At 51.4% G+C, this 12519-nt stretch carries 12 protein-coding genes; 10 read left to right on the forward strand and 2 right to left on the reverse strand.

Features of this window, described 5'->3' with window-relative positions; genetic code table 11:
• Positions 1-5: 5 nt before the first annotated feature.
• Entirely contained in the window at positions 6-1058 is a 1053-nt protein-coding gene (gene pdxA, locus DZC79_RS16405) for a 4-hydroxythreonine-4-phosphate dehydrogenase PdxA (RefSeq protein ID WP_118952795.1), read from the reverse strand.
• Between the two features lie 184 nt (positions 1059-1242).
• Here pdxA and DZC79_RS16410 point away from each other — a divergent pair, with 184 nt between their 5' ends.
• The 6 genes from DZC79_RS16410 (at position 1243) to DZC79_RS16435 (ending at position 6731) form a co-directional block, all read left to right on the forward strand.
• Entirely contained in the window at positions 1243-2616 is a 1374-nt protein-coding gene (locus DZC79_RS16410) for a pyridoxal-phosphate dependent enzyme (protein ID WP_118952693.1), read from the forward strand.
• Between the two features lie 103 nt (positions 2617-2719).
• Positions 2720-2998 (forward strand): 30S ribosomal protein S15, encoded by a 279-nt coding sequence (gene rpsO / locus DZC79_RS16415; protein ID WP_118952694.1) that lies wholly within the window; start codon positions 2720-2722, stop codon positions 2996-2998.
• 173 nt (positions 2999-3171) lie between these two features.
• Entirely contained in the window at positions 3172-3567 is a 396-nt protein-coding gene (locus DZC79_RS16420; RefSeq protein WP_118952695.1) for a hypothetical protein, read from the forward strand.
• A 52-nt stretch (positions 3568-3619) separates the two neighbouring features.
• A complete protein-coding gene (locus tag DZC79_RS16425) occupies positions 3620-3805 on the forward strand; it encodes a hypothetical protein (protein WP_118952696.1) in 186 nt (61 codons plus the stop codon).
• A gap of 100 nt (positions 3806-3905) precedes the next feature.
• Complete coding sequence (gene pnp, locus DZC79_RS16430) at positions 3906-6161, forward strand: polyribonucleotide nucleotidyltransferase (RefSeq protein ID WP_198666923.1); 2256 nt, start codon at positions 3906-3908, stop codon at positions 6159-6161.
• A 288-nt stretch (positions 6162-6449) separates the two neighbouring features.
• The gene (locus DZC79_RS16435) at positions 6450-6731 is read left to right on the forward strand and encodes a hypothetical protein (RefSeq protein ID WP_118952698.1); all 282 of its coding nucleotides are present in this window, start codon (positions 6450-6452) and stop codon (positions 6729-6731) included.
• 58 nt (positions 6732-6789) lie between these two features.
• On the opposite strand, the gene DZC79_RS16440 is transcribed toward DZC79_RS16435, so the two are convergent.
• The gene (locus tag DZC79_RS16440; RefSeq protein WP_157977214.1) at positions 6790-7305 is read right to left on the reverse strand and encodes a hypothetical protein; all 516 of its coding nucleotides are present in this window, start codon (positions 7303-7305) and stop codon (positions 6790-6792) included.
• Between the two features lie 190 nt (positions 7306-7495).
• Here DZC79_RS16440 and DZC79_RS16445 point away from each other — a divergent pair, with 190 nt between their 5' ends.
• The 4 genes from DZC79_RS16445 to DZC79_RS16460 all read left to right on the forward strand — a co-directional run bounded on the left by DZC79_RS16445 (position 7496) and on the right by DZC79_RS16460 (position 12518).
• A complete protein-coding gene (locus DZC79_RS16445) occupies positions 7496-9304 on the forward strand; it encodes a serine hydrolase (protein WP_118952700.1) in 1809 nt (602 codons plus the stop codon).
• A gap of 73 nt (positions 9305-9377) precedes the next feature.
• Positions 9378-9872, forward strand: coding sequence for a YfbM family protein (locus DZC79_RS16450; protein ID WP_198666924.1), 495 nt, complete (start codon positions 9378-9380; stop codon positions 9870-9872).
• A gap of 66 nt (positions 9873-9938) precedes the next feature.
• The gene (locus DZC79_RS16455; protein WP_198666925.1) at positions 9939-11816 is read left to right on the forward strand and encodes a M1 family metallopeptidase; all 1878 of its coding nucleotides are present in this window, start codon (positions 9939-9941) and stop codon (positions 11814-11816) included.
• Between the two features lie 135 nt (positions 11817-11951).
• Complete coding sequence (locus DZC79_RS16460) at positions 11952-12518, forward strand: RNA polymerase sigma factor (RefSeq protein WP_118952701.1); 567 nt, start codon at positions 11952-11954, stop codon at positions 12516-12518.
• Position 12519 lies beyond the last annotated feature (1 nt).

Below are 12519 nucleotides of genomic sequence, written 5' to 3' on the forward strand. Positions count from 1 at the left end.
TTTTTCTAGCGCTCTTTGGCCAGCCTTTGCCTTTGCAGGGGATTGGCCGTGTACGTATCGTACGATGCTCTTTGTTTGAGGATGTCAATCGCCTGGTAAATCGCCTCCCGCATCGAATCGGGCGAGGCCAGATTTTTACCGGCAATATCAAAAGCCGTGCCATGGTCGGGCGATGTTCTTACCACCGGCAGACCGCAGGTATAGTTAACCCCTTCGCCGTTGTTCAGCGATTTGAAGGGGATCAGGCCCTGATCGTGGTACATGGCGATTACGGCGTCGAACTGCTTGTAATGATGATGGGCAAAGAAGCCGTCGGCGCTGTAGGGGCCGAAGGCCAGCAGGCCGCTGTTCTGCAGGCTGTCGATGGCCGGTTTGATCACCGTCTGCTCTTCGGTACCGATAAGGCCGTCGTCGCCGGCATGGGGGTTCAGGCCCAGGAAAGCGATCTTCGGTTTGGCGATACCAAAATCCTTGATCAGCGCCTCTTTCAGGATCTGTGTTTTACGGATGATCAGGTCGGTCGTCAGGGTTTTGGCTACATCGGCTACAGGTATATGCTCGGTCACCAGGCCAACACGGAAGTCGCCGTTATAGAGCAGCATCACCACATCTTTGGCCTCAAATTTCTCTTTGAAAAAAGGCGTATGCCCGGTATAATTGAAGTCGGGAACCTGGGTATTCTTTTTATGGATCGGCGCTGTTACGATCGCGTCGATCTGCCCGTCTTTCAGGCATTGCGCAGCTACCAGGAGGGAGCGTACTGCGTACTTGCCACCTTCAGCCGTCAGCTCGCCCGGCGCTATGGCTACCTCTTCCTCCCAGCAGTTGAATACGTTCACCTGTTTGGGATTGAGACCCTCGAAGCTCTTGGTGCTGGCAAAGTTGAACTGGTGATCGGTAGGCACCAGCTTGCGGTAAAAGTTGATCGCTTTATTGGAAGCAAAAATAACCGGGGTGCACAGGTCGAGCATCCGGTTATCGGAGAATATTTTGATGATCAGCTCCAGGCCTACACCATTCAGGTCGCCTGTGGTGATACCGATAATAGGTTTTTCCATAATCACGTATACAAAGGAGTAAATGCCGGAGCACACCGGCAACAGGGCCGCAAATTACGCAATGATATCCAATTTTTCAGGAACAGGCCCAGACCGGGCCCGGGGCGGGGTAACCGCAATGCCGTTTCCTTGGCGCTTTCTTAATTTTTGTACCTTTGCGGCTCAAATTTTACTTATCCTATTTATGACTGCCGACAAAAAAGTGTACGACAATATCCTGGAAACGATCGGGAATACCCCATTGATCAAGCTGCATAAAACCGTGGCAGATCTGCCTTGCCCCGTATATGCTAAAGTGGAGTTCTTCAACCCCGGCAATTCCATCAAGGACCGTATGGCTTTAAAAATGCTGGAAGTAGCGGAGCGGGACGGCAGGATCAAACCCGGCGGCACCATTATCGAAGGTACTTCGGGCAATACCGGTATGGGATTGGCGCTGGCCGCTATCCAGAAGGGCTACCGTTGCATCTTTACCACAACCGACAAGCAATCCAAAGAGAAGGTCGATATCCTGAAGGCTTTTGGCGCCGAGGTGATCGTTTGCCCTACCAATGTAGAACCCGAAGATCCAAAATCTTATTATTCAGTATCCAAAAGGCTGGCGACGGAAGTGCCCAACAGCTGGTATGTAAATCAATACGACAACCTGGCCAACCGCCTGGCGCACTACGAGCAGACCGGTCCCGAAATATGGGAGCAGACGGAAGGTAAGATCACGCACCTGGTGGTGGCTACCGGTACCGGCGGTACGATTACCGGCACCGGCAAATACCTGAAAGAAAAGAACCCCGATATACAGGTGTGGGCCATCGACAGCTACGGTTCGCTGCTCACCAAGTGGTTCAACACAGGCGAGATCGATATGAAGGAAGTGCATCCTTATATTACGGAAGGTATCGGCGAAGATTTTGTGCCGGAGAACTACGACCGGGATTGCATTGACTATTTTGAAAAAGTAACGGACAAGGATGGCGCTGTGATGGCCCGCCGTATTGCCAAGGAAGAAGGCATTTTTGTCGGCTACTCAGCAGGTTCGGCCCTTTCCGGCCTGAAGCAGCTGAAGAGCAAGCTGACCAAGGACGACCTGGTGGTGGTGATCTTCCACGATCATGGCAGCCGCTATGTCGGTAAGGTCTATAATGATGAATGGATGCTGGATCGCGGTTTCCTCGATGTGAATACTGTCCAGGACCTTATCGGGGGCCTCGGCCGCCGTCGCCTGGTGACCATTGATGCCGGGGAAACCGTTCAGAAAGCTATGGACCTCATGCACCAGTACGACATCGAGCAGATCCCTGTGAAGAAAGGTGGCGATATTACAGGATCTGTATCCCAGCACGGGCTGTTCAAGAAGCTGATGCAGGACATTAACCTGAAGGAGCAGACCGTAGAAACGGTACAGGAAGCGCCTATTCCCCTGGTGGCCATGGATACGCCGCTCGAACGCCTCACCAGCTACATCAGCAAGGAGAACGGTGGTGTACTGGCTAAAGATGAAAGTGGTGACTATCATATCATTACGAAATACGACGTGCTGAATGCATTGTCCAAAGGATAATCGGATCGGGCTATTTTTAAATTTAAGTTTGGCTAATTAATAAAAAGACGTACCTTTGCGCTCCGATTTTGTGAGGTACAATAAAAATACAATTCATTAAAAAATGGCTAACGCAACCATCGACGCTAAAAAGGCAAATATTTTCAAAACTTACGGTGGATCTGAAAAGAATACAGGTTCTGTAGAAGCTCAGATCGCTCTGCTGACCGAGCGCATCCTGCACATTTCAGCACACGTTAAGAACGGTAACAAGAAAGACCATTCTTCAAACCTGAGCCTGATCAAAATGGTAGGACAGCGTAAACGCCTGCTCACCTACCTGAGCCGCACTAACCTGCAAGGCTACCGTGAGCTGATCGCCAAATTAGGCCTGCGTAAATAATTATACTATGGTTTTCCATATCACTATTCCCAACCGAACCAGCGTTGGGAATAGTTTTTTGCGTTTATAGGCAGCTTGATCTTTCTCTTCTCCCTGGCGCCATCGGTAGCATCCTGATAGTAGCCCAAGAAAGTATGGGTTTAATTGGTATCTTGCCGCTCTTATTTTAAGGTATGAGACTGTTCGTATTCCTGTTTATGCTGCTCTTATGCTCCGGTTGCCAGTCGGCGTTGGACGATATGATCAGCCTGCAGCTGAGGAAAGAAGCGGAGCAGCTCAACAAAAGAGGTCCGAAAGAAGTGTCCGATGGCGTGCGTATGGACAGTGTATCGACCAAAGGCAAGAGCATTAAATTCAGCTATACCCTGGTGCGTATAGGCAAAGGCGATGTAGACCCGGCAAGCTTTTACCGCAAATTGAAAAAGGAGCTGACCGATGTTGCCGACACCCTGCCCGCCATGCAGTTTTACCGGAAGAATAAAGTGAAGGTCAGCTACGCTTACTATTATAAAGACGGTCAGCCGCTGAGCACAATAGTGATAAAGCCGGGTAGTGACGGGCATCAATAAGCTGGGATCAAAGGCTGCTGTGAACGTTTTTCATTCTGAAATAATACCCTTCATGATCAAAAAATATGGAATGCTGATATGGCGCATCATTGGAATGGCTGTAGCAGCAGTTGCCCTGGGATACTTTATCAATGAGAGAAACACGGGGATGGTTATCCTGTTCACGATCTTGCTGGCGATCAACTTGGCTTTTACTGTCGTATTGATAAAAAAGCAAAGGATGCAGAACAGAAACTAAATGAAGAATAAGAAATCAATATAAATACCGTCCTTTTATACCCGGGGCAAAAGGACAAAACGCTGAAACAAAGCCCCAGATGACAAATAAATAGCAAATTATGATGCTGAAACCAATTTCCGTGTCGTTCAAGCTGGACGATGGACGTGAAGTTACAATCGAAACGGGCAAGCTGGCCCGTCAGGCCAATGGCTCCGTTACCGTACGTTGTGGCGATGCCATCCTGCTGGCAACAGTAGTAGCGGCCACCGAACCCAAGCCCGGACAGTCTTTTTTTCCGCTGACTGTCGACTACCAGGAAAAATTCGCTGCTGCGGGCCGTATTCCGGGCTCCTTCTTCAAACGTGAAGGCCGCATCAGCGATTATGAAGTATTGATCTCCCGCCTGATCGACCGCGCCCTGCGCCCCCTGTTCCCGGAAAATTATTTCTGCGAAGTTCAGGTGATCGTTAACCTGATCTCCAACGATCCCGAAGTGCAGCCCGATGCGCTGGCCTGCCTGGCTGCTTCTGCTGCTCTGGCCGTTTCTGATGTGCCCATCCAGGAAATCATTTCCGAGGTGCGCGTAAGCCGTGTCAATGGTGAGTTTGTGATCAACCCTACCACTACACAAATGAAGTCTTCCGATATGGATTTCATCATCGCTGCTACCGAAAAGAACATCATGATGGTGGAAGGTGAAGCGAAAGAATGCCAGGAAGAAGATATGATCGTTGCCATCGAAAAAGCACATGAAGCGATCCGCGTACAGGTGAAAGCCCAGGAAGAGCTGCGTGCCAAAGCAGGCGTAACCACCAAAAGGGAAGTGCCTGCGCTGTATGAGAATGATGAAGTGAAAAATAAAGTAGAAGCTTTTGCCGCAGCCCGCATTCTGGAGATCTCCCGCAGCGGTACCAGCAAGCACGAGCGTGGCAGCGCCTATAAGGCTGTGAAAGAAGAGCTGATGGCCACTTTCACCGAAGAAACGCCTGAAGAGGACCTTGCCCTGGCCAAGCGCATCTTCGAAGACCTGATGTACTATACCGTACGCAATATGATCCTGGATGAAGGCCGCCGCCTGGATGGCCGTCGCCTGGATGAAGTGCGTCCGCTGGAGATGGAAGTGGATTACCTGCCCGCTCCGCATGGCTCTGCCCTGTTTACCCGCGGTGAAACGCAATCGCTGTCCACCGTTACCCTGGGTACCAAGGATGATGAAATGCTGATCGAAACGGCCGGTACTTCCGAGTACAGGACCTTTTACCTGCATTACAATTTCCCGCCTTTCTCTACCGGCGAGGTGAAGCCGCAGCGCGGTCCCAGCCGTCGTGAAGTAGGGCACGGTAACCTGGCCAAGCGTTCGCTGGAAATGATGATGCCCAAGGATTATCCGTATACCGTACGTATCGTATCCGATATTCTCGAATCCAACGGTTCTTCCTCTATGGCTACCGTATGTGCCGGCTCCCTGGCGCTGATGGATGCCGGTGTGCTGTATCCCAAGCACGTAGGTGGTGTGGCCATGGGCCTCATCAGCCGTGCTGCTGATGGCAAATGGGCTGTGCTGACCGATATCCTGGGCGATGAAGATCACCTGGGCGATATGGACTTCAAAGTAACCGGTACCCGTGAAGGTATCTGCGGTATCCAGATGGATATCAAAGTGGATGGCCTCAGCATGGATGTTATGCGCAGCGCGCTGGAACAAGCCAAGCGCGGCCGCCTGCATATCCTCGATGCCATGTATGCCTGCATCCCTGAGCATCGTGCCGACCTGAAGCCCCAGGCGCCGCGTATCGAGCAGATCATCATCGACCGCGAGTTCATTGGTGCGGTGATCGGACCAGGCGGTAAGATCATCCAGGAGATCCAGCGCGAAACCGGTACAGAGATCAATATCGAAGAAGTAGGCGAAACCGGCGTGGTGAAGATCTTCTCCAACAACGGTGAAAGCCTGGCCAAGGCGCTGAGCTGGATCAAAGGTATCGTTGCCGTTCCCGAGATCGGCGAAACTTACGATTCCGTAGTGAAATCAGTAATGCCTTATGGCGCTTTTGTTGAGTTCATGCCCGGCAAACAAGGCCTGCTGCATATCTCAGAGGTAAGCTGGAAGCGCCTGGAAAGTCTCGACGGCGTACTGAGCGAAGGCGATAACATCAAGATCAAGCTGGTAGGGCTCGATCCCAAGACCGGTAAATTCCGACTGAGCCGCAAGGTGCTGATGGAAAAACCCGAAGGTTACGTAGAGCAGCCCGAAAGAGGGGAAAGGCCCGAAAGAGGCGAGCGCCGCGAGCGTCCGGAACGCCGTGACGGTGAGCGTCGCGAACGTCCTGAGCGCCGCCCGAAAGAAGAAAAGAACGCTGAAGGAGAAGCTTAAGCCTCCCTTGTAACGGAATATTCAATGCCGCTGTCGAAACAGACAGCGGCATTATTTGTTTGGATTAACCCGAAACGATCAAAAGCTTTGTGCCCGACCCTTATTGCCTTTTCCGGCAAGGCGATGTGCTATCGATCTACTACCTTAATATTCGAAGGAATACCTGGCTTACGAACTGCGAAGGTATAGACCACGGATGGGATCAGGCCGGCGGAAAATTGTTAAAAACAGCCTTTGGCGGGAACTTATTTACATAGATAATGTTTTTAAGCAAACAAAACGACGTTTATGCAGCCACTGGAAAAACTGAGGATGATGGAAAAAATAGGGCGGGAGCTGGATGACCTGGCCAATAGCCAGACTGCGGTGCTGAAGAAGATTTCCCAGATCGAAGCCGACAACATCAACCTGAACAATAAGGGCCTGGAAGAAAAGCTGATGGAGATCTTCGAGCACATCAGCGAAAACCAGGATCTCGTTACCGGCCTCGCCACTTCTTTTGCTGCCGAGACAGATCAGTTCAGAACCGATAATAGGCTGGACGAAGTTCCTGACCTGGAAGGCCAGTAAAAAACACCTTGTATTGCGGAGGCTTATTGGTAACAACAGGCCTCTGTAATTTTTTGTCCTAGTTACGAATGGAATCCTTCTCATACAATACCTCATCCGGCTGCTCCAGCGTTGCCTGCTCTTCAAATGAAGGCTGCAAATGCCGGATTAGCGCGGCTGAAGAAGGGCGCAGGCTTATTAACGCAATGATCACGGCCCCGGTAATGGCGAGGTAATAATAATTCCCGCTGAGCAGGAACAGCACAATAGCGACCAGCGAAGGCGCCTCCGTGATCCCATACCGCAGGATGCAGGCGCTGCGGTAGCCGCCATATTTTTCTGCAGAGGCCGGCAACATTTTCAGATGGGCTGCCTTTTGCCTGAAAAGGAAACCACCAGCCAGTACAGCGCCCGCTGCTACCACTGGTACAATATACAGCAAGCTTTTGCTGATCTCAGGAGAAAAGGAAACAGGCTCAATAGCATTGTTTGTTTTGAGGAAAAGGGCAATCACAGCAAAGATCACCTGCCCCGAGATCAAAGCAAAATGCAGGATGCTTAGCGACCTGATATAAGACCCGGTACTCACTTTCATGTCGTGCGCCATTTTTTTAATAACAAATATAACAAAGAGCAGGTCGTACCTTAAGCGCGATGTTCAATTTGCTAAGGTCTGGTAAATCATCAATTCTTTTATACCAAACCGGATCAACCCCTGACGGTTTCTCCTACATTTGTGTTTCGACGGCGCCCGGTGCTGATGGCCGCCTTCTTAAACAATCAAAATGAAAAAATATTACGCGCTATTGCTCGGCCTTAGCTTGTACTTTGCAGCCCATGCACAGGACAGGCAACCTACAGACAAACGGCTGTCCGGCATCGACCCTGCATTGTCAAAGCTGCTTAAAGACTGGCATGTGGCCGGCTTTGCCGTCGCCGTAGTGGAGAAGGACAAGGTGATCTACAGCAAAGGTTTCGGTTACCGGGACTATGAGCATAAGAAGCCGGTAACGGCCAACACGCTTTTTGCAATAGGTTCTTCCTCCAAAGCCTTTACCTGCGGGCTCGTAGGGCTATTGCAAAAGGACGGTAAAGTATTGCTCGACAACAAGATCAGGGATTATCTGCCCGATCTGCATTTTTACAACGACAATATGGATGCCAATATCACGGTCCGGGATATGATGTGTCATCGTACCGGGCTGTCGCGCCACGATTATTCCTGGTATTTCTTCAATACCCGGAGGCGGGACAGTATGCTGTACCGTGTCCGTTATATGGAGCCCACGGCCGGTATCCGGGAGAAATGGCAATACAACAACTTTATGTTCCTGGGCCAGGGCGTGCTGGTCGAGAAGCTTACGGGACGCAGCTGGGAAGACAATATCTGGGAAAAATTCTTCGGTCCGCTGGAAATGAAGCGCTCCAACCTTTCGATCGATCTCTTGCAACAAGATGCCGAGGCATCGCTGGGTTATAAAGTGGTTAACGATAGCCTGATCAGGAAGACCGGTTACTACGACATCTCCGGCATGGGCCCTGCAGGCAGCATCAACAGCACTGCAACGGATATGGCGCACTGGGTCATGATGTGGATCAACGGCGGAAGCTATAAAGGCAAGGAAGTGCTGCCACCCTTTTATATTTCCGATGCTATTTCCGCACAAATGGCAATGGACGGCCTGCCCGACCGTGCACATCCCGATATGCACAGCGACAGCTACGGCCTGGGATGGTTTCTCGATTCCTACCGCGGGCATTACCAGGTAGAGCATGGCGGCAATATCGACGGTTTCTCGGCCAATATTTCCTTTTTCCCCACCGACAGCATAGGGATCGTTATCCTGACCAACCAAAACGGCTCTCCCGTACCGGCCATTGCGCGCAGACTGATCGCCGACAAGCTGCTGGGATTGAAATACGTGGATTGGAGCAAAGAGCGGCTGGATGCATTGGCCAAAGCAAAAAAGCAGCGGAAGAAAGCTGAGCAGGCAACGGAAGCGCAGAAACGACCCCAGGCCGGCCCGTCCCATCCGCTCAAGGATTACGAAGGCATTTACAACAATCCGGAAGCCGGGGATATCGTAGTGTCCTTATCGCACGATACCTTATGGGGAACGACCTGCCGGCAACGCTTTTATCTGCGTCACTACGGATATGATATTTTTGAGCTGAGGTGGATCGACAACACCGACGGTACGGCAGATACATCCGGCAATGTTGTCCGTGTGATCTTCCGCTATAATGAGACCGGGAATATTTCCTTGATGGAAGCGCCTTTTGAAGGCGGTGTGAAGCCGATCGAATTCCTGTACCGGCCGGCAGCCAAAGCAGTAACGGCCGATGAGCTGACACAGTATACCGGCAATTACGAGCTTGCAGGGATCACGATCAAAGTATACACCAAAGGAGATATCCTTTATTTCTCAGTGCCGGGACAACCCGACTACGAAACCGTTCCTACCGGCAGCCATACTTTTGTGCTGAAAAGCCTTGACGGCTACAGCGTACAGTTTGAGCCGGGCGACAACGGGGCCATCACAAGTGTGAAGATCATGCAGCCGAATGGTACCTTTAAGGCGAAGAAAAAATGAGTTCTGTCTTTGATGTCTGGACACGATACGGCATGCCTTAATTTTACAGCCGGCTTTCAAAACAAATTGCTTTATGAACGACGGCATGACCGCACACCTGCTACGGGTAACGCCGCAGGAGCTATTTACCTATCTCGAAGACAGCGTGCAGCTGGCCGGACGGGTGCGTAGCGCCGCCAAAGATGAGTGGCGCTACGACATCGATAAATCCTGGGATGGCATCATTTACCTGCTTACGGGTCAAAATTCGTCTTCGGGCCATCCGCTGGCAAAACTTTTCTTCAGCGAACAGCTTATCGACAAAGACCAGGACCTGGGTACCGGTCCGGCTCACTATCTTCTGCCCGCGCAGGTGCAGGAGCTGCATGCCGCTTTGGGTGGTATTCAGCCCGGTGCTCTTAAGGAGCGCTTCGATGCCGCCGCTATGACGGCCGCAGGTGTTTATCCCGGCAACGCCTGGCAGGAAGAGGGCACTGATGATTACCTGGCTGAATATTTTGAGCTGGTGCAGGAAGTACTGGCCACAGCCGCCGCCCGGGGAGAGGCTTTGATCACTTTCATTCAATAAGCAGCTATTAAAGCAGGATACGTTTATATTTGCAGGAAGCGCTTTTAGCAGGCGCCCGGCATATTCATGAACAAATACTCCTTTATTTTTTTGCTGGCGGCCCTGGGCATGCTGGCCTCCTGTCAATCCGGTACTGAAACACAGGGATCGGGTAAGCAAAATACGGTCACTCCGGATGAAAAGGACTGGCATACCTATTCCAATGCCGATAGCGTGAAAGTAACCCACCTGGCGCTCGATATCGCTGTTGACTTTGATCAGAAAAAGATCAAAGGAAGTGCTCATTGGGACTTTCAGTTCCTTAAAAGCAGCAACAGCATTGTGTTTGATACCTGGGACCTTAGCATCGATAGCGTGGTCCTGGATGATGGCACTAAGGCCGCTTTTGTACTGGGCGCCAAAGATTCCGTGCTGGGCAGCCCTTTGCGTGTACCGGTAAACGGCAGCAATAAAGCCCTGACGATCTACTACAGCACCGGTCCGCACCCCATAGCCCTGCAATGGCTTGATCCGGCACAGACCTTCGGTAAAAAATATCCTTTCCTCTATACGCAAAGCGAATCGATCTATGCCCGCAGCTGGATACCTTGCCAGGATGGGCCCGGCATCCGCTATACTTATGATGCCAAAGTGAAGGTGCCAGCCGGGCTGATGGCCCTGATGAGCGCGCAAAACCCGCAGCAAAAATCTGCCGACGGCAGCTACAGCTTTAAAATGGAGCAGCCGGTGCCGGCTTACCTGATGGCGCTGGCAGTAGGTGATATAGGCTTTTCCGCCGTCGATCAACGTACCGGCGTCTATGCCGAACCGGTTGTTTTACCCAGGGCACGCAAGGAACTCGAGGACATCGGCACCATGGTGCAGACGGCCGAAAAGCTTTACGGTCCCTATCGCTGGGGACGCTATGATGTGCTGATACTGCCTTCCGGCTTCCCCATAGGCGGTATGGAAAACCCGAGGCTTACCTTCAGCACGCCCACGATACTGGCGGGGGATAAATCGCTGGTCAACCTCATCGCGCACGAGCTGGCGCATAGCTGGAGCGGTAATCTGGTAACCAATGCCACCTGGAACGATTTCTGGCTCAACGAAGGCTTTACCGTATATTTCGAACGGAGGATCACCGAAGCGACCTATGGCAAAGACTATGTGGATATGCTGTGGGAGCTGGGCTTCCAGGACATGAAGGCCGGCGTGGAAGAGCTGGGCGCACAGAGCAGAGATACCTGGCTGAAGCTCGACCTTAAAGGCCGTGATCCGGATATTGGGCTTACCGATATCGCTTATGAGAAAGGTGCAGCCTTCCTCTTCCTGGTCGAGCAGACCGTGGGCCGCGACAATATGGACCGCTTTCTGAGAGCCTATTTCGACAGCCATGCCTTTAAAACCATACAGACCGAGCAGTTCCTGACCTACCTGGACGAGCACCTGCTGAAGGGGCATCCCGATTGGAAGAAAAAGATCAATATCAACGCCTGGGTATATGCCCCGGGTATACCGGCCAACTGCCCGCATGCCGGAGACCTCCGTTTCAAAAAAGCAGGAGCAGAAAGCGACGCCTTTGCCGCCGGTACGCCTGCTGCGCAGCTGAAAACCCAGGGCTGGAGCACTTACGAATGGATGCATTTTCTGCGCCACCTGCCCGGAGGACTGACCACTGAACGGATGAAGGACCTGGACCAGGCCTTCCATCTGACACAGAGCGGCAACAGCGAGATCGCCGACCTGTGGTTTCTGCAGTCGATCCGTAATCATTATGAGCCGGCATACCCCGCTATGAAGCAGTTTCTCTATGTAACCGGCCGGCAGAAATTCCTGGAGCCGCTTTATAAGGCCATGATGGCGACGCCCGACGGCCAGGTCATGGCCCGGGAGATCTACAGTAAGGCCCGGCCTAACTATCATCCTTTGGCGCAGAAAACAATTGATGAGCTATTGAAATAAATCACTCTTTTTTCTTAAATTTAAAGTTGTAGGGAATCAGTTCTGCCGATCGTTCCCGACCCAACCATTTGGCCCGTAAAAGGGTCTTTAAGGTCGAGGACGAATAAAAAAACCTGTAAAATATTGTCCGTAGCATTGGTATATAATAATGTATCTGTAAAAACCGATGAACTCCAAGAGCTTATCTATGGGTGTGCCCGTAATGAGCGGGGGGCTCAAGCGAAGCTTTACCATCTCTTCTATCCCCGGATGATGAGCATGGTGCGTCGCTATTTTCCCGAGCAGATGCAGGCGGAAGAGATACTCAACAACGGATTTCTCAGGGCATTCCAGAAAATCGAGTCTTATTCTTTCAAAGGCTCATTTGAAGGCTGGCTGCGGCGGATCGTTTTCCATGCCGTAGCCGATTATGCTTCATCCAATACCAAATACAAGGAGAATGTGCTGCTGATCGAAAAGGATGAGTTTGTTCATAAAGATCATGCCGGAAGGCTTTACTATAACGACCTGATCAACCTGATCCACGAGTTGCCGGAAGCGACCAGGACGGTATTCAACATGTTCGTATTGGACGATCTCCCGCATAAGCAGATATCCAAGATATTAGGCATCAGCGAGGGAACCTCCAAATGGCATGTTTCGGAAGCCCGCCGGATGCTGAAGGAAAAAGTAGAAAAATTGAATTTACATATAAAAAAATAAC

The organism is Taibaiella helva, assembly GCF_003545695.1.
Lineage (GTDB): Bacteria > Bacteroidota > Bacteroidia > Chitinophagales > Chitinophagaceae > Taibaiella > Taibaiella helva.

Excerpts from the sequence above, each read along its gene's own strand:
- DZC79_RS16410 (WP_118952693.1), top strand. The coding sequence starts at position 1,243 with ATGACTGCCGACAAAAAAGTGTACGACAATATCCTGGAAACGATCGGG.
- DZC79_RS16450 (WP_198666924.1), top strand. The coding sequence starts at position 9,378 with ATGAACGACGGCATGACCGCACACCTGCTACGGGTAACGCCGCAGGAG.
- pdxA (WP_118952795.1), bottom strand. The coding sequence starts at position 1,058 with ATGGAAAAACCTATTATCGGTATCACCACAGGCGACCTGAATGGTGTA.
- DZC79_RS16445 (WP_118952700.1), top strand. The coding sequence starts at position 7,496 with ATGAAAAAATATTACGCGCTATTGCTCGGCCTTAGCTTGTACTTTGCA.
- pnp (WP_198666923.1), top strand. The coding sequence starts at position 3,906 with ATGATGCTGAAACCAATTTCCGTGTCGTTCAAGCTGGACGATGGACGT.
- DZC79_RS16435 (WP_118952698.1), top strand. The coding sequence starts at position 6,450 with ATGCAGCCACTGGAAAAACTGAGGATGATGGAAAAAATAGGGCGGGAG.
- rpsO (WP_118952694.1), top strand. The coding sequence starts at position 2,720 with ATGGCTAACGCAACCATCGACGCTAAAAAGGCAAATATTTTCAAAACT.
- DZC79_RS16455 (WP_198666925.1), top strand. The coding sequence starts at position 9,939 with ATGAACAAATACTCCTTTATTTTTTTGCTGGCGGCCCTGGGCATGCTG.
- DZC79_RS16425 (WP_118952696.1), top strand. The coding sequence starts at position 3,620 with ATGATCAAAAAATATGGAATGCTGATATGGCGCATCATTGGAATGGCT.
- DZC79_RS16440 (WP_157977214.1), bottom strand. The coding sequence starts at position 7,305 with ATGAAAGTGAGTACCGGGTCTTATATCAGGTCGCTAAGCATCCTGCAT.
- DZC79_RS16420 (WP_118952695.1), top strand. The coding sequence starts at position 3,172 with ATGAGACTGTTCGTATTCCTGTTTATGCTGCTCTTATGCTCCGGTTGC.